Here is a 19167-nt window from a genome sequence, read left to right on the forward strand (position 1 = left end):
GTGCCGCTCGCGCCCCGTGCACTCCTACGGATGTACTGACCTGCCGACGGAGCAACGCCTAAGCAGCCCGCGTGCCAGAAGTCGCACGTGGCGTGTTTCTCCTTAAAAGCGCCAACGAATTTGCCGTCTCTGGCGCGCGGGATTCCCCGGTGGAGCTGAAAAAATGCCCGGGTGGGGAAGTGCCGTTCCCAACGGGAGACTGTGAAAAGGACCGGGTTGCCCGTCCGGGTTCCTGTTCCTAGGTTTGCCCGCGCCAGGCTGTGGTGCGTGGGGAGGTGCGGCGTGTACTGGACGATGGGAATCATCCTGTTGGTGTTGTGGGGGCTGGGGCTGACCACCGGCTCCACCGAGGGTTACTGGGTCCATCTGCTGCTGCTGTTCGCGATGGTGGCGCTCCTGCTGGCGGTGGTGTCTCAGGGCCGCCGGGCGGCCTCGGCGTGAGGCGCGGTGCGCCCGAGGTGACGGGGGTGGAGCTGCCCCGGGACTCCGTGGGCTTCACGCGCCGGGAGTGCCCGGAGTGTCAGCGGCCCTTCAAGACGCGTCCGGGGCCCATGGACTCGCGCGCGGTCCTGCACAAGCTCCTGGGCTTCTACCCCTTCGAGAACGCCCACGAGTGCGTGGAGGGCATTCCCGTCTGGGGCTGCCCGTACTGCGGCTATCGTGCGGAAGCGGACGCCTTTCTCACGCCCGCCCAGCAGGGGCACCTGGAGGCCGTGGCGCGCGGCTGGGCCAACCACGTGCGGTACGAGCAACTGGCGCACGTGGCGCGCACGCTGTCCGTCAACCCCAGGCCGACGTTCGTGGCGGTGGAGCCGGAGGCCCTGCCGGGGCCCATGGAGCCAGAGCCGGACGAGCTGCTGCGCGTCATGCCCATGCTCTGCTGTGGTGAAGAGGTGAAGGTCATCTGGGAGTGGGACCAGGCACTCCACTGCTTCTCTTGCGGCGCGCGGCATGATCCGATGAGCGGCCGCCAGCAGGTGGAGCTGCGCTTCGTCTCGGAGTAGCGCCCGGGGTGGACGCGGGCGGGCGGTGACGGCAGGCTGGAGGGGACATGACGTGGGTCTCCCCCCGGGCCATGCTCGCGTGCCTGCTCTTGGCCGCGGGCGCCGCCGCCGCGCACGACGCCGACATCCTCTATATCGAAGCGCACCGCGCCGGGCCCGAGGCGCCCGAGGTCCGTCAGATTCTGACGATGACGCCGGAGACGCTGGCCCTGCTCCTGGGCGACGCGGATGGGGGCTCGCTCCTCACGCGGAGTGGACTGGACGCGCGGCGTGACGCCATCGCCACGGGCATCTGGGATGCGATGCCGCTGGCTTCCGGAGCCTTGCCGTGCGTGCGGACCGCGCACGCCGCGGCGCCGAGGCAGTCCTTCGTGGAGCTGTCCGCCACCTTCACGTGCCCGCCGGGTGGAATGCGCCAGCGCTTCCTGGTGCTGACGCGGCTGCCACCGGAGTACCGGGTGATCCTGGGCAGTGTGAGGGAAGGGGAGGTTCCAGGGGCCGTGTTCGCGGATGCCACGCGGCCGGAAGTGGACGTCCCGGAAGGCGGACGCGGCACGCCGCTGCTGAGCCGCTTCGCGGGCTGGGTGGGCCTGGGCGTGCGCCACATCTTCGAGGGCGTGGACCACCTGGCCTTCCTGCTGGCCGTGCTGTTGGTGGGGGGCGGCTGGAGGCGGGTGTTGCTGCTGGTGACGTCCTTCACGGTGGCGCACTCGCTCACGCTGGGGGCCGCCGCGCTGGGCTGGGTGGTGTTGGACGGAGTCCAGGCCCGGTGGGTGGAGGCCGCCATCGCCGCGTCCATCATCTACGTGGCGGTGGAGAACCTGGTGCTGCGCGAGCACCGGCACCGGGTGCTCGTCACCTTCCTCTTCGGGCTGATCCACGGCTTCGGCTTCGCGGGCGTGCTGGCCGGCTACGGCCTGGGCGAGTCCGTGGTGACGGCGCTGCTGGGCTTCAACGTCGGTGTGGAATTGGGCCAGGCGGTGGTGGTGGCGGTGCTGCTGCCCATCCTCCGCATGGTCCAGCGCCGTCCGGCTTTGCACGCGAGGGCCGTGAGGGGACTGTCCATCGGAATCCTCGCGGCTGGTGGGTACTGGATGGTTGAACGCGCCCTCGGTTGAATCCCGCGCTCAGCGTTCCTACGTTGGCGACTTGAAGGTAGGGAACAGGGGGACGTCAATGGGTGCGAGGCATACCCGGTTGGCCGCGGCGCTGGCCGCCGCGTGGGAGGCGGAGGTCGTCTCCGCCCGGCGGATGACGGCGCTGGCAGAGCGAATCGCGGATGCGAGGGTCCGGGCACGGCTGATGGTGTTGGCCGCGTTCTGCCGGGCTCACGCGTCGCGATTGCTCGCACGGCTGGCCGCGCTGGGCCGAGGTCCACTGCCGGTTCCTCCCGAGGACATCGAGCTGGATTCGGATACGTTGCTGGAACTGCGCCGCGAGGGGGCCTTCGCCCGCGCGTCGGCCGCCCGCTATGAGACGACCGCGGAGCTGGCCCGTCAGCAGGCGGACCTCTCCTCCGCGTGGGTCTGCGAGCTGAACCGCACCGAGGAGCAGGACCGCTCCCGGGAGCTGCTGTCCCTGGCCGAAGGGGCCCTGGGGCCCGTGGTCCACGCCGACGCGCCGGCCAGCGCCGCCCCGGGTGACTCATGAGGGAATGACATGGGTTTCTCGCTCTGCCGGTGACAGTTACCGTGCATTGGGCGTAGAAATCCGTTCATGGCGAAGGAGAGCTACAACGACCTCATCTTCCAGCTGGGCGACCTGGCTCGGGACAGGTTGCCGGGCAAGCCCACCTGTCCCCGTTCCATGGACCGCGTCTACCGCGCCGAAGAGGCGGTGGTGGCGCGCCGGGATGAACTGGCGGCGCTCGAGCAGGAGATGAACGACGAGGACGCGGCGTATTCGGACTTTCTCGCCGAGCAGGGCGAGGAGCGGGCGAAGCACGCCGTCATCGTCAAGAAGTGGAAGAAGGCAGTGGACGCCATCGACGGCAAGGTGAAGGAGCTGCGCAAGACGCTCGCGTCTCGCAAGGCCGAAAAGCGCTACGCCGAGGATGGTCTGGTCAAGCTCGAGAAGAAGATCAGCGACATGGAGCTGACCGGCGAGCCGCCCGACAAGATTGAACTGGCCCGCGGCAACCTCAAGAAGAACCGGCTCCAGCAGATGCGCCTCGGCCGGCAGCTGGAGGATCTGGAGTCCAGCCTGGCCTCCGCCCTCACCCCCGTGCCCGGTCAGCCCGGCGCGGCCGGCATCCTGGCGCACAAGCGCATGCTGGAGATGGAGGACGAGGCGGAGGAGCGGAAGCTCGACCACGAGCACCGCATGGCGGAGCTCGACCAGGCAATCGCCGCCAAGGAGGAACAGGTCCAGGCCTCGGAGGATTATCTGGATCAAGCACTGTTCCTCCTGGGCGAAGACGTGTATGCACAGCGCATCAACGATGCGCAGCTCGCACCGTTCTACCCGCGGTTGGATCGCGCGCAGTGAGAGAGGCACCCGCCCGTAGTGCTTGACGGCGGAGACCTGTCTGCTACATTGCGCCGCTTCCTGGCGACCGCGGGGACGCGTGCAGTCCAGGTCATTGAACTTATTGGGTTTTTCCGCGCCACCAGCGCGCTGGCAGTGAGGACGACGTGAAGGGTCTGATTGGCAAGAAGATCGGCATGACCCAGGTGTTCAACGATGAGGGCAACCTCGTCCCGGTCACGGTGATCGACGTGGGCACCTGCCAGGTCGTTGGCAAGCGCACCCCGGAGAAGGACAACTACTCCGCGGTGACCATCGGGTTTGGTGAGATCCGCGAGAAGATTCTCAACCTGGCCGAGCGCGGCTTCTTCAAGAAGGCCAACGCGCCTTACCGCCGCCACCTGAAGGAATTCCGTGTCACGCCGGAGGAGGCTGCCTCCTTCAACGTGGGCGACGCCGTCAAGGCGGACATGTTCGCCAAGGGCGAGCTGGTCGACGTGACCGGCATCACCAAGGGCCGCGGTTTCTCCGGCGTCATGCGCCGCTGGAACTTCAAGGGCTCGCAGACGAAGACGCACGGTACGCACGAGTACCAGCGTCACCCGGGCGCCATCGGTCAGCGTAAGACGCCGGGCCGCGTGTACCCGAACAAGAAGATGCCCGGTCACTACGGCGTGGATCAGGTCACCACCCAGAACCTGACCGTGGTGGACGTGGACGTGGAGAAGGGCCTGGTGCTCGTGAAGGGTGCCGTCGCCGGCCACAACAACGGCGTCGTCTACATCCGCCCCAGCATCAAGGCGGCCATGCGCGCGCAGCACAAGGCCGCGCGCGGCGCGTAGTTCGCTGCTGAGCGTCTGAACGCTCGAAGCGCCCCGTTTCCGGGCCCGATTCGTCGGGCATCCGGGCGGGGCGTTTGTCTTGCGGGGCAGGATGCGTGCGGTTTCCGCGGGTGGGCAGGTGTCTGCCCCGCGTGACGACCCGCCTGCCTGCTTCATCACGTCCCGTGCCGTGGGATGCCCCGGAAACGTTGACCGGTGGGCGTCCGGTGGGGACGACCGTGAAAAGAATTCCGACTCCAGGCCACCTCGGCTTGTCGGTCGTGGAAGCCGTGCGCACATCCAGGCCCCACGGAGGAGTCTGAGCGTCAGGTGACGCGGACTCCGTGGCTCGGGGAGTTCCTTGCACTCCCGCTCATGGCGGCCCACCTCACGGGCCGGGCAGGATTATGATCGCACGCACGCTCTGCGCCTTTGCTTCGTTGGCCGTCTCGCTGGCGGCGCCGGTTGCCGCGGCACAGGACGACGAGAACGTCCTGGACAACGTCGTCGTCCGCAACCGGCTGTACGAGCCGGGCGGCAAGTTGGAGCTGTCCTTCGGGGTCGGCCTGCCGCTCCAGACACACCTGACGGCGCACTACGTCTTCAACGCCGGGGTGGCCTACAACCTCTTCAACACCTTCGCGGTGGAGGCTCGGGCCGGTTACGCGGCCAGCCGTCACACGGGCCTGGCGCGTTCCATCTCCGAGAGCTTCCTCAACCGCGAGGACAAGCGCGTCACCGACGAGCTGGAAGACCTCTGGCAGATGAACCTGCACGGGGTGGCCGGTGTCCGCTGGGCACCCATCTACGGGAAGCTCAGCCTGCTGTCGGACCTGCCGGTCCACTTCCAGACCTACGTCTGGGCGGGCGGGGGCCTCGCCTCGTTCAAACGCAACTCCGTGATCCAGTGCACGCAGGTGGTGAACCGCGAGCTGGGCATCTGCGACAACCGCACGTCGGTGGATGATCGCGGGTCGGCCACCCAGAACTTCTGGGTGAATGAGTCGCGGGTCGCCCCGGTGGTGTCGGCGGCGGTGGGCTTCCGCTTCTTCATCCTGGACAAGCACGGCGTGCGCCTGGAGCTGCGCGACTGGGTCTTCCGGGACAACTACCGCGTCAACCTGGTGCGCGATGCGTGGGAGGCGGGGCAGGCGACGGGGGAGCCCGCGCGCAGCCCTGGCCTCACGCACCTGGTGCAGTTCGACCTTGGCTACACCTTCTCCTTCTAGGTCCACCTGACTATGCGACCGTTCCTGTCCCTCGCGCTCCTTGTCGCCACGGCCACGCAGGCCGCGCCACGCGTCCCGGCTCCGGCCTTCGCGCTGGCGCAGGTCCAGCAAGTGCCAGCGCCCGGTGCGGAGACGTCCGTGCCGCCACCGTCCACGCAGCCCCAGTCGCTCCCGGAGGCCCCTGTCGGGCCCGCGTCCCGGCCCGAGCCGCTGGTGCCCGCCGAAGCCACGGAAGCATCCGCGCCGCCCGCGGGTATCCGCCCCAACGCGGCCCCGGTGCAGGGCACCGACGAGGTGCCCGCGAGCGAGCCTTCCCGTGTTGAAGACACCGCGCCGGTGCCCGCCGCCGAGCCCGCGCCCACCGTGGAGACGGACTCCGCTCCCGCGACGACGGGCGTGGCCGGGCAGGAGGCGCCGCCGGTTCCCGATGATGCACCGGTGCTGGCGTCCGACCTGGGCTCCGATGCGCCGCGCACCACGGATGCGCAGCAGCAGCGGCTGGTGAACGGAGCGCCGCTCTACAACCCCAACGTGTCGGTGCACATCGTCCAGAAGAAGCGCTTCGCGGACGAGGGCCGTCACGAGCTGACGGTGTACCCGGCCGCGGTGCAGGTGAACGGGAAGTACACCCGCCACGCGGGCACGGCGGCGCACTACACCTACCACCTGCAGGAGAACTTCGCCCTCCAGGTGATGGGCCAGTACAACTGGTACTCGAACGAGAGCGACTTCAACCTGGAGCTCATCGACAAGGTCCGTGAGCAGGCGCAGGCGGCCTCGTCGCTGCTCCTGGTGTGGGGCGCCCACGCGGGCGTGGAGGTGACGCCGCTCTACGGCAAGTTCGCCTTCCTCAACAACTCGCTCGCGCAGTTCAGCGTGGTGCTCAGTGGCGGAGCGGGCATCGGCTCCACGCGCCACCTCATCCGCCCCGCCGTGACGAACGATGTGGAGGGCGAGTCGTTCCAGGTGCCCGCGCGCTTCGGTGACACGGGCACCAAGTTCATGGGCTCGGTGGGGGGCGGCTTCCGGCTCCAGTTCGGCGAGTCGTACGCGCTGCGCGTGGAGGTGCGGGACCTCATCTACACCGCGCGCGTGGACCGGGTGGACGGCTGCAACCTGGCGGACTTCGAGGCGCTCGAAGCGGCGCGTTCCACCAACCAGGCCTTCTCCTCGCTGAACCTGAGCGGGAGCTGCCGCTACGAGAAGTTCGACGGCGTCGACCCGAAGACGAAGAAGAACTACCGCGAGGACATCATCCTGGGCCGAGACCTGGTGGCCGAGCCGTCCTCGGACGTCCTCAACAACGTGAGCTTCTACGCCGGCTTCTCTGTCCTCTTCTGATGCTCAGGAAGGCCCCAACCGCCATGAAACGACTGCTCAGCCTCTTGGTCGCCCTGGCGCCGCTCGCGGTGTCCGCCCAGTCTGATTCGGGTGGCTACAACCGCGCGCTGGCCGCCTTCAACGCCGGTGACATGGACACCGCCGCGCCCCTCTTCTTCGAACTCGCGGAGAGCGCCTCCGACGCGGAGGTGAAGGGCAAGGCGGAGTACTTCCTCGGACAGGCCCTGGCCCAGAAGGGCCTGCCCGTGGCCGCCTTCATCGCCTATGCGGCCATCGTCAATGCCGGACCCTCGCACCCCTCGTATCTCAAGGCGGTGGAGGGACTGGTGGACATGCAGCAGCAACTGGATGAGCACAACCTCATCCCCAGCATCCTCAACCAGGCCTACACCGACGAGGTGCGCGACCGCTGGGTGACGCTGCCCAAGGAAGTGCTCGCGCGCATCAACTACCTGGTGGGCACGGTGAGCCAGCGCAAGAGCCGCTTCGAGGAAGCGCGCTCGCTGCTGGAGGCGGTCCCCCAGGACAGCCGCGTGTACGCGAAGTCCCGCTACCTGCTCGGCGTGGTGCTGGCGGACCCGCGCTTCCCGGGCCGCCCCGGCGAGTCCTCCGTGTTGGACAAGGACGCGCTGGCCGCCTTCAACGCGGTGCTGGCGGCGAAGGAGGGGCAACTGGATTTGCGCGCCACGCAGCACCTGGCGCTCATCGCCCTGGGCCGGATCCACTACCGCCGAGGTGAGTACACCGACGCCAGCGCCGCTTATGAGCGGGTGCCGCGCTACTCGCGCTACTGGGACCAGGCCCTCTTCGAGAACGGCTTCGCGCGCTTTCAGAACGAGGACTTCGGCGGGGCGCTCGGCAGCCTCCAGGCGCTGCATGCGCCGCAGTTCGCTGGGGCCTTCCAGCCCGAGTCGTGGATTCTCAAGGCGACCGTCTATTACTACTCGTGCCTCTACGACGAGGTGAAGACGACGTTGGCGGCCTTCGACGAAATCTACGGGCCCATGGAGCGGCAACTGGAGCCTTTCACCGGGGAGGACGTGCCGCTGGTGCAGTCCTTCAACCTGGTGGCGGCGGAGAACCGCCGGCTGCCGCGCCCGGTATACCTGTGGCTGCGCAACAACGAGCGCATCCGCGAGGTGATGCGGATGCTGGAGCGCGTGGACAACGAGAAGCGTGCGCTGACGAACGGACGCTGGCGCGGCACGCCGCTGGCGGCGCAGTCCACCGCGTCGCTCGAGGAGGTGCGCGGGACGTTGCTGCAGGTGGGCGGCACGCTGGCGCAGAGCCGCATCCGTGAGGCAGCGGACAATCTGCGGACCTTCTCCGACCAGGCGGAAATCATCCGCGTGCAGACGGCATTGGATGAGAAGGATTTGCTGCAGGCCGGCGTTGACCAGAAGGCGCTGCTGACGCGGCAGTCGCTGTATCGCCCGAAGATGCCGGGCGCGGCCTGGAACTACTGGAAGTTCCAGGGCGAGTTCTGGATCGACGAGATTGGTTATTACCAATACACGCTGAAGCGTGGCTGTCCGGCGAAGACCGCTGAACAGCAGCCGTAGGTTCACGAGCGCCGCCGTCACGCATGCACGTACCTTGAGGGGCCGGCTCCACGCGACACCGCGTGGACGCGGCCCCTCTGTCGTTGTTGACAGTGCGCAAGCACCGTTCCGTCGCCACTTCTCAATCCAGAAGTGCGCATCTACTTTCCGTCGTCCCTCGTCAGTGGGTGCTGGATTGCCCGCATGCCGGGTCGGCTTCACGGCAGGAGCTCGCATGAAGGTGGTTCTTCGTTTCGGTGCGCTGGCGGTGGGCGCGGTGCTCATCACTGGCGGGGTGGGAGAGGCGGCGGAAACGCAGGCCCGCAAGGGGGGGAAGAAGCCCGCCGCGGCGTCCGCGTCGAAGACCTCCGGTGCGTCCAGCAAGGCGGGCGGGAAGAAGAAGTCCGCGAAGGCCCAGGTCGACCGCAAGGCAGAGGAGAAGGCTCCGCCGCCAGGGGTCGCGCCGGAGGATGTGCGGCAGGGGCCCGCGCGTGTTCAGCCCGCGTCGGCGAAGTTCGCGGCGCTGCCCCGCATCCCGGACGCCAGGCGGGACGCGCTGGCGGACAAGAAGCGCGACGAGGCCATTGCCGCCTTCAAGCGCCTCATCCCCAAGCTGCGGGACGGCAATCCGCAGAAGGCGGAGATGCTCTACCGCCTGTCGGAGCTCTACTGGGAGAAGTCCAAGTACCTCTACCAGCTGGAGATGACGCGCTTCCTCGCGGCGGAGAAGGAATACGACGCGGCCGTGGCGCGCGGCGAGAAGGTGGAGCCGCCCAAGAAGAACCACGCGGACAGCGAGCGCTACCGCACCGAGACGATGGGCATCTACGAGGACATCCTCCGTGCGTACCCGGACTATCCGCAGCGCGACGAGGTCCTCTTCTCCATGGGGTACAACTACTACGAGCTGGGACGCCGCGAGGACGCGGTGGCCCGCTACGAGGAGTTGATCCGCGACTTCCCGAAGTCGCAGTTCGTGCCGGACGCGTACATCCAGCTCGGCAACCACTACTTCGAGAACAACAAGCTCATCCCCGCCAAGGAGAACTACGAGAAGGCGCGGGACTCGGGCGTGCCGAAGATCTACGGCTACGCCGTCTACAAGCTGTCCTGGTGCGACTACAACACCGGCGACTACGAGCTGGGGCTGAAGAAGCTCCACGAGGTGGTGGACTACGCCGCGAAGAGTCCCGAGCTGGGTGACCTGCGCACCGAGGCGCTCAACGACCTGACCGTCTTCTACGTCCAGTTGGACCAGCCGAAGGAAGCCATCGCCTACTTCAAGGAGAAGGCGCCGGCGCAGCGCGTGGGCCGCCTGCTGGCCAAGACGGCCGCGGGCCTGGTGGACGCGGGCCACTTCGACAGCGCCATCCTCACGTACCGCACGCTCGTGGACGACGAACCCATGGGCGCCAGCGCGCCGGAGTACCAGCAGGCCATCGTCCGCGCCCACGAGGGGCTCCGCCAGCGCCAGCTGGTCCGCAAGGAAATGAAGCGGATGGTGGACCTCTACAGCCCCGGTGGCGAGTGGTGGAAGGCCAACGAGGGCAAGACGACCGTCCTCCGCAACGCCTTCAACGTCACCGAAGAGGCCATGCGCGTCATGGTCACCGAGTACCACCAGGAGGCGCAGAAGACGCGCCAGGTGGAGACCTACCGGCTGGCGCGTGACATCTACAAGCAGTACGTGGACGCGTTCGCCTCCAACGCGAACCCGGACTTCGTGGCGGACTCCGCCTTCAACCTCCGCTTCTTCTACGCGGAAATCCTCTGGGCCCTGGAGGAGTGGGAAGCGGCCGCGGCCGAGTACGACGCGGTGGTGGCCTTCAAGATTCCGGACCGCGACACCGCGCGCGAGGTCTCCAACGAGACGTACCGCAAGAGCGCCGCGTACAACGCCATCCTCGCCTACGACAAGCTGGTGAAGATCGAGCGCGGCCAGCTCGCGAGGAGCGACCTGCGCGACGGCCAGAAGGTCGACGAGAAGAAGGACAAGGGCGACGTCGCCAAGCAGAAGATCGTCAAGCGCGACGCGAAGGACCGCGAGGAAGAGGCGCTCACGAAGTTCGAGGACCGGCTGGTCGCCGCGTGCGACGTCTACGTGAAGCTGTATCCGAACACGCAGGACGAAATCGACCTGCGCTACCAGGCCGCCGTCATCCTCTATGACCGCAGCCACTTCGTGGACGCGGCCCGGCGCTTCGGCGAAATCATCGAGAAGTTCCCGGAGGAGCGCCGCTCGCGCGACGCGGCCGACCTCACCATGTACGTGCTGGAGAGCCGCGAGGAGTGGCTCGAGCTGAACACGCTGTCGAAGAAGTTCCTGGAGAACAAGAAGCTGGCCAAGCCCGGAACGGACTTCGCCGTGCGCGTCAGCCGCGTCGTCGAAGGCAGCCAGTACAAGTGGGTGGACGAGGTCGTCTACAAGAAGGAGAAGAACCCGAAGAAGGCCGCTGAGGAGTTCCTCCGCTTCGTGTCCGACTTCCCCAAGTCAGAGAACGCGGACCGCGCGCTCACCTACGCGATGGTCATCGCGCAGGAGGCGGGCGAAATCGACAAGGGCCTGGCCGCGGGTGAGCGCTTCCTCAAGGAGTACCCGCGCAGCCCCTTCGAGCTGAAGGCGCGCTACTCGCTGGCGGGCCTCTACGAGAAGGTCGCTGAGTACCGGAAGGCCGCCGTCATGGCGGAGTCCTTCGTGGCCAGCTACGACGCCGCGATGAAGGCGGACGATGCCAACGGCAAGCGCAAGGCGACCAAGACGGCCGCCAAGGCGAATGTCGCGCCGGGCGCCGAGGACGCGGAGACCAAGCGCGAGCGGAAGGCCGCCGAGCGCAAGGCGCTGCTGGACGAGGCCGGCGGCTGGGTGGCGGATGCGCAGTTCAATGCGGGCGTCTGGTGGGAAGGCGCGGGTGAGCCGCAGAAGGCCGTGGCCGCCTACAACACGTATGTCTCCCGCTTCAAGGACCGCAAGGACGTGCCGCAGGTGGCCTTCACGGCGGCGCTCGCGTGGGAGAAGGAGAAGAAGTGGAGCGAGGCGGCCCGGGCGTTCGGCGCCTTCGCGGAGACGTACGGCCGTGACTCACGCTCCAGCTCCGCGCAGGTGTACCAGGCGCGCTACCACGAGCTGCTGGCGTACGAGCAGCTGAAGAACGTACGCGAGCAGGAGCGCGTGCAGGGCGAGCTGGTGCGGGCGTGGAACCGGCTGCCGGAGAGCGCTCGCAAGGACGCGGCGGTGCTCAATGCCTACGGCCATGCGCGCTTCCTGTCGCTGGAGCCGGCGTGGAAGCGCTACGTGGGCATCCGCTTCTCGCGGGTGAGCACCATCCGACGGGACCTGGCGGCGAAGCAGAAGGAGATTCAGCGGCTGGAGAAGGACTACCTCGCCGTCCTGTCCACCGGCTCCGGTGACTGGGGCATCGCGGCGCTCACGCGCATCGGCCTGGCCTATGCCGATTTCGCGCGCAACATCATGGACTCGCCGGACCCCTCCGGGCTCGATGAGGAGCAGCTCGCCATGTACCGCAGCGAGCTGGAGAACCTGGCGTTGCCGCTGGAGGACAAGGCCGCCGAGGCCCTGGAGAAGGCGCTGGAGAAGGCCTACGAGCTGGGCGTCTACAGCCCATGGACCCTGGCCGCGCAGGACCAGGTGAACCGCCTGCGTCCGGGGGCCTACGCGCAGGTGCGGCAGGTGAATTACCGCGGCAGCGACACACTCGTCCGCTCGGACCTGGTGCGCGTGCTGGAAGGCGCCACCGCGACGACGCCGGTCCCGGCGGATTCCTCGAAGCCCTCGGATGACGAGGCGCAGACACCCACGGCGGCGCGCGGGGAGGTGCTGCGATGAAGCCGTTTCGCATCGATTCCTTTCAGGTTGGGGCGGGGAAGACGCAAATGACCTGGTTCCGTTCGCTCCTCGTCGGCTCGCTGGCCTTTACGGCGGCGTGCGCCTCGGGGCCTCAGAAGAAGCAGACCGCCGCGCCGGAGGTGACGCCGCCCGCGGCGCAGCAGCCCGCGCCCGAGCAGAAGCCGGTGCCGCCTCCCGCGCAGAAGTCCGGCAGCGCGCAGTCCGCCTTCGCGGCGGCGCTCCAGTCATATGAAGCAGGGGACCTGGACGGTGCGCGCAAGGGCTTCGAGGCGGTGGTGGATGAACTGCCGCAGAGCCTCAACGCGCAGTTCAACCTGGGCGTCATCGCGGAGCGCCAGGGCCGCTCGGACGACGCGCGCGTGGCCTACGAGAAGGTCCTCCTGCTGGACCCGGCCCACGTGCCCGCGGTGGTCAACCTGGGCGTCATGTACCGGGAGCAGGGGCGGCTGGACGAAGCCATCGCGTTGTTCCAGCGGGCGCTGAAGATGCCTGGTCGCGAGTACGACGCGTCGCTGCTCAACAGCCTGTCCGTCACCTATCGCGTCGCCGGAAAGCTGGACGAGTCCGAGGCGGCCGCGCGCCGCGTGCTGGTGCGCAACAAGGACAACCCGGGGGCGTACAAGAACCTGGCGCACGTGGCCTACGCACGGGAGAAGTACCGGCTGGCGGAGCTGCTGGCCGGCAACGCGCGCAAGCACTCGGAGAACGACCCGGCGCTCTACAACCTGCTGGGCATGGTCTACCTGAAGCTGGACGACCGGGCGCGCGCGCTGGTGCAGTTCCAGAAGGCCATCTCCCTGGATGCGAAGTTCACCCCGGGCTACCTCAACCTGGGTGCCCTGGCGCTGAGCTACCGCGACTACGTGGGCGCCGAGCGCTCCTTCGGCAAGGCCGTGGAGCTGGAGCCGGGCTCGCCGGACGCGACGCTGTACCTGGCCTGGGCGCTGGACGGGCAGAAGGGGCGCGACCCGAAGAAGGGCCTGGCCGCAGGCGAGGCGTTCGAGAAGGTGCTGGCCACGCGCTCGGACCTGCCGGAGGCCGTGTGCGGCGCGGGCTGGGCGTATGCGTCGGACCGCGCGGGCTGGCAGAAGGCCATCGCGTTCCTCGACCGCTGCAAGGGCCTGGAGACGACGACCGACAATGACAAGCAGATGATCACCGCCAAGGTCCAGGGCCTGCAGAACATGCTCAAGGCCCCACCGCCCGAGGCTGCGCCCGCCACCGCGGAAGACGAAGGCGCTGGCGCTCCGGCGGATGAGGCCATTGGCGGCGGTGGTGCGCAGCCCGCGCAGGGCGCCGAGGGCGTGGAGCCTGGACAGGACTCGGAGGTGGCGCCGGCAGGCGATGCCACGGGCGGCGCGGGCGCACAGCCTGGGCAGGGCACGGATGCGATGCCCGCGGACGACGCGACTGGTGGCGCGGGCAGTGGGGCGCCGCTTGCTCCCGGTGGGGAAGGTACGCCCGCGGGCAAGTGAAGCGGCTTCCCTTGGAGAGCGGCGTGCGTCGCTTCCATCGGGGCCACCTGTCACCGGAGGCATCACCCCAGCAGGCTGGCTGGAGTTTTGACGAAGAGGGACGGAACTTTTTTCCCCTCTCCAGGCTGCAGTTCCCGGATGAGCAGGCGAGCTCCTCTGGATTCAAGGACTTGAGGTTGGATCGCGCTGTGCATTGGGAGGTTGAGCATGAGGCGACTGGTATCAGCGGTGATGGTGCTGGGCCTGTGGGCGGCACCCTCGGTGGCGATGTCACAGGAGCCGAGAGACACGGTGAAGGTCGTCCAGGAGGAGGACCGCACCGTCTTCCGGAAGAAGACGGTCATCGACTTCACGGATGTCGCGGTGGAAGGCGAGCTCACGAAGCCTGAGGGCTCGTACGTCCTCCACCGGAAGAAGACGGACTTCCAGAGCCTCATCAAGGTCCGGGACAACTTCGATCCAGAGCTACAGAAGTCAGTCGACAACCTCTAGCGGCAGCGGGCGGCGGCAGTCGTTCTAAGGGCGGAAGGGAAGAGGGAAAATCCTCATGGCGGCGGCGAAGAACAACGGCTTGACGCTTCGGATCACCGGGCCGGATGGCTCCACGGCGGAAGCCGTGTCGGAGGCCGAGAGCGTCATTGTGGGGTCGGGTGCTCAGGCGGCAGTGAAGATTCAGGACCCGCGGGTCTCGAATCTCCATGTGATGCTGAAGGTGGACAAGGATGGCTCGGTCACGGCCATCGACCTGGGCAGTGAGGGGGGCACAGAGGTGCGGGGACAGCGGCTCGTCCTCCCCACGGCGCTCAATCCCGGGGATGTGTTGATGGTGGGCGGCAGCCGGGTGGAGGTGCTCTTCGGAGCGACCCAGCCTGAGCGTCCGCTTCCCGCGGGTGCGCGGGTTGCGGGGCCGGTGTTCCAGAGGCCGGTGGCCACGCCACCGCCGCCGCGTGGCATGCAGACGCAGACGCGCGCGGACCTGCCGAACCTGGTTCCCACGCCGCCGCCGCCCATGCGCCAGGTGTCCACGGCGCTGGGCAACCGCGTGGAGCGGGTGGCGTCTCCTGGTGTGATGCCGGTCGAGCCACCTCGGCAGACGCCTCCGGGGCTCCAGCCTCGCATGACGCCCTCCACGGCGCGGACGTCCACGCCGAATGCGGCGAACACGGCCACGCCGCGGCGGACGGTCGCGCCGCACCTCCAGGAGCCGCTGCCTCCCGAGGCCATGCCCACGCCCGAGGCGCGCGTCCTCCAGGTCGCGCTGCTGTGGGGCGACACCCTGCTGGAGGTCCAGCACTTCAAGGACGGCGTGCCCGTCACCATCGGCGAGGCGAAGCAGAACTTCTTCAACGTCTTCGCGCCGTCGGTGGGCAAGCGCCACGTGCTGGCCGTCAGCAAGAAGGATGTGCTGGAGGTGCGCGCTCCCGCAGGCTCGCGCGCCTTCGTCACCAACCAGGGCAACGTGCGCACCAAGGACGCGCTGCGGGCCGCGGGCGCGCTCTCCGGCCAGGCCGGTGACGACGCCGAGCAGCGCTTCACCCTGGGCCTGCACGACCGGGTGGAGGTGTCGCTGGGCACGGTGTCCTTCGTCGCGCGCTACGTGAAGCCGTCTCCGGTCATCACCGCCGCGTCGCTGAAGGACTCCGACTTCACGTTCTTCAAGATCACCAGCATCTGCATGCTGGCGGGCCTGGCGGTGGTGTTGGCCATGGTGCTGACGCCGCGGCAGGAGCTGCCGCAGAGCGCGGACATCTTCGAGTCCCAGCAGCGCGTGGCGAAGTTCCTCATCACCCCGGAGAAGCGGCTGGAGGCGAAGAAGCTCCAGCTGTCCGCGCCGGAAGAGGGCGCCAAGGCGAAGGATGAGGAAGGCAAGTTCGGCAAGGAGGAGGCGAAGCAGCAGGAAGCGGCGCCCTCCAAGCCTGGCACGCCCGTGGTGGACAAGAGCAAGAAGGAGAAGGACCGTCAGGCGGTGGGCAAGGCCGGCCTGCTGGGTGCCTTCAAGGGCATGAAGGGTGGGGCATCGGACGTGTTCGGTCCCGGCGGCTTCGGCACCGGCATCAACGACGCGCTGGGCGGCCTCAAGGGCGGCGCGGCCATGGGTGACGCGCAGGGCGTGGGCGGCGTGGGCTCGCGTGGCACGGGCAAGGGCGGTGGTGGCACCGCGCTGGGCATCGGTGGTCTCGGGACGCAGGGCACCGGCCGTGGCACGGGCGGCTCGGGCGGCATCGACCTGGGCGGCCGTGGCAAGTCCATCACCAAGGTGATCCCCGGCAAGACGACGGTGGTGGGCGGCCTGGACAAGGACGTCATCGCCAAGGTCATCCGGCGGCACCAGGGGGAGATCAAGTACTGCTACGAGTCGGAGCTGAACAAGGACCCGAGCCTCGCCGGCAAGGTGGCGGTGTCCTTCGTCATCGACCCCACGGGCGCGGTGTCCGACGCGAGTGTCTCCGAGACGACGCTGAACAACGCCGCGGCGGAGCGCTGCATGCTGTCGCGAATCCGCCGCTGGAAGTTCCCGGAGCCCAAGGGCGGCGGCGTGGTGTCGGTGACGTACCCCTGGCTCTTCTCGCCCGCGGGCGCGGGAGGGTGAGCGGCGGTAGCGGCCTGTGAAGGACCCAAGTGGCGTGGACGAAACGGTCCACGCCACTTTCGTTTTTCCCCCCACTGCCGGTTCCGGGGGGGCGTCATTAACGTCTGCGGCGCTCCCGCGTTGCGCTGGGAGGGCACGTCTGTCGGGAGGACCCGTGAAGAAGTCTCAGTTGATTGCCGCGCTCGCGCTGCTGTCGTCTCCGGTTCTCGCGGCCACACCGCCGGAAGGGGTGGCGTTCGAGCCGCGCCGTGGTTTCTTCACCGAGACGGACATCGGCGTGTTCTTCACCGTGGGCGGGGAGAACGTCTACTCCAACGCCCAGACGTACCTTCAGCTCGGGGTGGGGTACGACCTCACGGAGAAGCTGTCGCTGGGAGCGCACTTCGGGCTCGGCTCGTCCGCGCAGAACTGCTTCGCGGGCTACCTGCCCGGCACGGAGACGTGCGCGCTGTCGGACAACTTCACCATGGCCTTCTTCAACCTGTCGGCGGCCTACCACGTGCGCGTCATGGACCGGCTGTTCCTCACGCCCAAGGTCGTGGCGGGCTACACGCGGCTGGATCCAGCGCCCGTGGACCCCGACGAGGGCGACCCGGGACGCGCCGTCAGCGCGCCCAACGCGGGCCTGGGTTTCGGCGTGGAGTACGCCACGGGCATGGACCACTTCTCCGTCGGCGCGGACCTGCTGGCCCGCTACATCATCGGGCCCAACATCACCTCCTTCGCCATCTTCCCGAAGGTGAAGTACACGTTCTGAAGCCCGCATACACGAAGGGCCCGCCCCCAACGCAGTGGGAACGGGCCCTGGTGATGCGGGGCGCCCCGTGAGCGCCCCAGCAGCGCGAAGGCCTACTCGCCTTCGGCCGCGCGCTCCTCGCGCTTGCGGTCACGCTCGGCGCGGTAGCGCTCGCCCACCGCCAGCGCCTTCTTGCGCATGCGGATGGACTTGGGCGTCACCTCGACCAGCTCGTCGTCGGCGATCCACTCCAGCGCCTTCTCCAGGCTGATTTCCCGCGGCGGGGTGAGGATGACGTTCTCGTCGCGGCCGGCGGCGCGGATGTTCGTGAGCTTCTTCTCACGGCAGCAGTTCACGTTCAGCTCGGACGCGTGCGAGTGCTCGCCGATGATCATGCCCTCGTACACCGTGGTGCCGGCGCCGATGAAGAGCGAGCCACGCTCCTGGATGCTGAAGAGCGCGTAGGGCACGGTGTCGCCCAGGCGGTCGGAGACGATGGCGCCATTCTGCCGCTTGGGGATGTAGCCGAACCACGGCTCGTAGCCGTCGAACTGGCTGCTCATGATGCCCTCGCCACGGGTGATGGTGAGGAACTCCGAGCGGAAGCCGATGAGGCCGCGCGCGGGGATGCGGAACTGGAGCCGGGTGCGGCCCGAACCCAGGGAGCCCATGTCCACCATGCGGCCCTTGCGGGGCCCCAGGCGCTCCGTCACCGCGCCCACGCTGTTCTCCGGCACGTCGCAGAAGAGCAGCTCCATGGGCTCGTGGACCTGGCCGTCGATCTCCTTGGTGATCGGCTCCGGGTTGGAGGCCGTCAGCTCGTAGCCCTCGCGGCGCATGTTCTCGATGATGACGGCCAGGGCGAGCTCGCCGCGGCCCACCACGCGGAACGCGTCCGGCGTGTCGGTGTCCTCCACGCGGACGCCCACGTTGCGGTAGGCCTCGCGGTAGAGGCGCTCACGCAGGTTGCGGGAGGTGACGAACTTGCCTTCCTTGCCCGCCAGCGGCCCGTCGTTGACCTTGAAGACCATCATCATCGTGGGCTCGTCCACGGAGATGCGGGGCAGGGCCACCGGCTTCTCCGCGTCGGCGATGGTGTCGCCGATGGAGATCTCCTCGATGCCGGCGATGGAGACGATTTCACCCGGCCCCGCGTCCGGAATCTCCACGCGCTTCAGGCCGGCGAAGCCGTACAGCTTGACGATCTTACCCGGCTGCACCTTGCCGCCCTCGCGGCAGACGGAGACGGGCATGTTGGCGGTGATGCGGCCGGACTGCACGCGGCCCACGGCCAGACGGCCGACGTAGTCGTCGTAGTCCAGGTTGGCGACCAGCAGCTGCAGCGACGTCTCCTCCGACTTCGGCGGAGGCGGGATGTGGTTGATGATGGCGTCGTACAGGGGCTCCAGCGTCTTGCCGGGGACCTCCAGCTGCGTGGACGCCTGACCCTGGCGGGCGATGGTGTAGAGGACGGGCATCTCCAGCTGCTGCTCGTCCGCGCCCAGGTCGATGTAGAGCGAGTACACCAGGTCCAGCACGTCCTTCGCGCGGGCGTCCTGGCGGTCGATCTTGTTGATGACCAGCACCGTCTTCAGGCCCATGGCCAGGGCCTTGCTGAGCACGAAGCGCGTCTGGGGCAGGGGGCCTTCGGCGGCGTCCACCAGCAGGATGACGCCCTCAACGAGGCGCAGACCACGCTCCACCTCACCACCGAAGTCGGCGTGACCCGGGGTGTCGATGATGTTGATCTGCATGCCCTTGTAATTGACCGCGGTGTTCTTCGCGAGAATGGTGATGCCCTTCTCGCGCTCGAGGTCGTTCGAGTCCATCACCCGTTCGGCGACGTGCTCGTTGCTACGGAAAGTGCCCGCCTGGCGAAGCAGGTGATCGACGAGCGTGGTCTTGCCATGGTCGACGTGAGCGACAATGGCGACGTTACGAATATTTTCGCGAGGAATCATACGAACCGAACTGTGATGGCAGGTGGGGAACGCCCGAGGACGCCGGGGCTTCCGAACCCCACCGGAACCCGGGAGGTCGGCGCTTATATGCCGCGAGTGCGTCCCCTGCAATGCAGCCGGAAGCCCAGCGTTCGTGCG

The 19167-nt window shown here is 68.1% G+C and carries 15 protein-coding genes; 14 read left to right on the top strand and 1 reads right to left on the bottom strand.

All coding sequences use genetic code 11. The features are described 5' to 3' along the window. The first annotated feature begins 282 nt into the window (after window positions 1–282). The 14 genes from FL344_RS32110 (at window position 283) to cglE (ending at window position 17089) form a co-directional block, all read left to right on the top strand. Window positions 283–441 (top strand): lmo0937 family membrane protein, encoded by a 159-nt coding sequence (locus FL344_RS32110; protein ID WP_020478757.1) that lies wholly within the window; start codon window positions 283–285, stop codon window positions 439–441. After that, a complete protein-coding gene (locus FL344_RS32115; RefSeq protein WP_011553398.1) occupies window positions 438–1004 on the top strand; it encodes a hypothetical protein in 567 nt (188 codons plus the stop codon). Before FL344_RS32110 ends, FL344_RS32115 begins: the two co-directional genes overlap by 4 nt. Window positions 1005–1051: 47 nt before the next feature. Further along, window positions 1052–2122, top strand: a complete 1071-nt coding sequence (locus FL344_RS32120) for a HupE/UreJ family protein (protein ID WP_141621212.1) — start codon at window positions 1052–1054, stop codon at window positions 2120–2122. Window positions 2123–2180: 58 nt separating this feature from the next. Then, complete coding sequence (locus tag FL344_RS32125) at window positions 2181–2654, top strand: hypothetical protein (protein ID WP_140862568.1); 474 nt, start codon at window positions 2181–2183, stop codon at window positions 2652–2654. Between the two features lie 66 nt (window positions 2655–2720). Beyond that, window positions 2721–3491, top strand: a complete 771-nt coding sequence (locus FL344_RS32130; protein ID WP_141621213.1) for a hypothetical protein — start codon at window positions 2721–2723, stop codon at window positions 3489–3491. A gap of 146 nt (window positions 3492–3637) precedes the next feature. Continuing rightward, entirely contained in the window at window positions 3638–4312 is a 675-nt protein-coding gene (rplC, locus tag FL344_RS32135; RefSeq protein ID WP_011553403.1) for a 50S ribosomal protein L3, read from the top strand. Between the two features lie 386 nt (window positions 4313–4698). After that, window positions 4699–5520, top strand: a complete 822-nt coding sequence (locus tag FL344_RS32140; protein WP_194858652.1) for an outer membrane beta-barrel domain-containing protein — start codon at window positions 4699–4701, stop codon at window positions 5518–5520. 12 nt (window positions 5521–5532) lie between these two features. After that, window positions 5533–6861 (top strand): outer membrane beta-barrel domain-containing protein, encoded by a 1329-nt coding sequence (locus tag FL344_RS32145; RefSeq protein ID WP_141621214.1) that lies wholly within the window; start codon window positions 5533–5535, stop codon window positions 6859–6861. 23 nt (window positions 6862–6884) lie between these two features. Further along, window positions 6885–8423, top strand: coding sequence for a tetratricopeptide repeat protein (locus tag FL344_RS32150; protein ID WP_141621215.1), 1539 nt, complete (start codon window positions 6885–6887; stop codon window positions 8421–8423). Between the two features lie 214 nt (window positions 8424–8637). Further along, entirely contained in the window at window positions 8638–12246 is a 3609-nt protein-coding gene (locus FL344_RS32155; RefSeq protein WP_194863330.1) for a tetratricopeptide repeat protein, read from the top strand. Further along, a complete protein-coding gene (locus FL344_RS32160; RefSeq protein ID WP_141621217.1) occupies window positions 12243–13742 on the top strand; it encodes a tetratricopeptide repeat protein in 1500 nt (499 codons plus the stop codon). The genes FL344_RS32155 and FL344_RS32160 overlap by 4 nt, the downstream gene beginning before the upstream one ends. A gap of 207 nt (window positions 13743–13949) precedes the next feature. Beyond that, a complete protein-coding gene (locus FL344_RS32165; RefSeq protein WP_141621218.1) occupies window positions 13950–14234 on the top strand; it encodes a hypothetical protein in 285 nt (94 codons plus the stop codon). 55 nt (window positions 14235–14289) lie between these two features. Next, the gene (locus FL344_RS32170) at window positions 14290–16332 is read left to right on the top strand and encodes a TonB family protein (RefSeq protein ID WP_141621219.1); all 2043 of its coding nucleotides are present in this window, start codon (window positions 14290–14292) and stop codon (window positions 16330–16332) included. Window positions 16333–16486: 154 nt separating this feature from the next. Then, a complete protein-coding gene (cglE, locus tag FL344_RS32175) occupies window positions 16487–17089 on the top strand; it encodes an adventurous gliding motility protein CglE (RefSeq protein WP_140862578.1) in 603 nt (200 codons plus the stop codon). A gap of 92 nt (window positions 17090–17181) precedes the next feature. Here cglE and typA read toward each other — a convergent pair whose 3' ends face one another. Next, the gene (gene typA / locus FL344_RS32180) at window positions 17182–19029 is read right to left on the bottom strand and encodes a translational GTPase TypA (protein WP_141593857.1); all 1848 of its coding nucleotides are present in this window, start codon (window positions 19027–19029) and stop codon (window positions 17182–17184) included. Window positions 19030–19167 lie beyond the last annotated feature (138 nt).

It is taken from the genome of Myxococcus sp. AB036A, from assembly GCF_006547355.1.
In the GTDB taxonomy this organism is placed as follows: Bacteria; Myxococcota; Myxococcia; order Myxococcales; family Myxococcaceae; genus Myxococcus; species Myxococcus virescens.

Coding starts and splice junctions, on each gene's coding strand:
- FL344_RS32120 (WP_141621212.1), top strand. CDS start 1,052: ATGACGTGGGTCTCCCCCCGGGCCATGCTCGCGTGCCTGCTCTTGGCC.
- FL344_RS32125 (WP_140862568.1), top strand. CDS start 2,181: ATGGGTGCGAGGCATACCCGGTTGGCCGCGGCGCTGGCCGCCGCGTGG.
- FL344_RS32130 (WP_141621213.1), top strand. CDS start 2,721: ATGGCGAAGGAGAGCTACAACGACCTCATCTTCCAGCTGGGCGACCTG.
- FL344_RS32140 (WP_194858652.1), top strand. CDS start 4,699: ATGATCGCACGCACGCTCTGCGCCTTTGCTTCGTTGGCCGTCTCGCTG.
- FL344_RS32145 (WP_141621214.1), top strand. CDS start 5,533: ATGCGACCGTTCCTGTCCCTCGCGCTCCTTGTCGCCACGGCCACGCAG.
- FL344_RS32150 (WP_141621215.1), top strand. CDS start 6,885: ATGAAACGACTGCTCAGCCTCTTGGTCGCCCTGGCGCCGCTCGCGGTG.
- FL344_RS32155 (WP_194863330.1), top strand. CDS start 8,638: ATGAAGGTGGTTCTTCGTTTCGGTGCGCTGGCGGTGGGCGCGGTGCTC.
- FL344_RS32160 (WP_141621217.1), top strand. CDS start 12,243: ATGAAGCCGTTTCGCATCGATTCCTTTCAGGTTGGGGCGGGGAAGACG.
- FL344_RS32165 (WP_141621218.1), top strand. CDS start 13,950: ATGAGGCGACTGGTATCAGCGGTGATGGTGCTGGGCCTGTGGGCGGCA.
- FL344_RS32170 (WP_141621219.1), top strand. CDS start 14,290: ATGGCGGCGGCGAAGAACAACGGCTTGACGCTTCGGATCACCGGGCCG.
- typA (WP_141593857.1), bottom strand. CDS start 19,029: ATGATTCCTCGCGAAAATATTCGTAACGTCGCCATTGTCGCTCACGTC.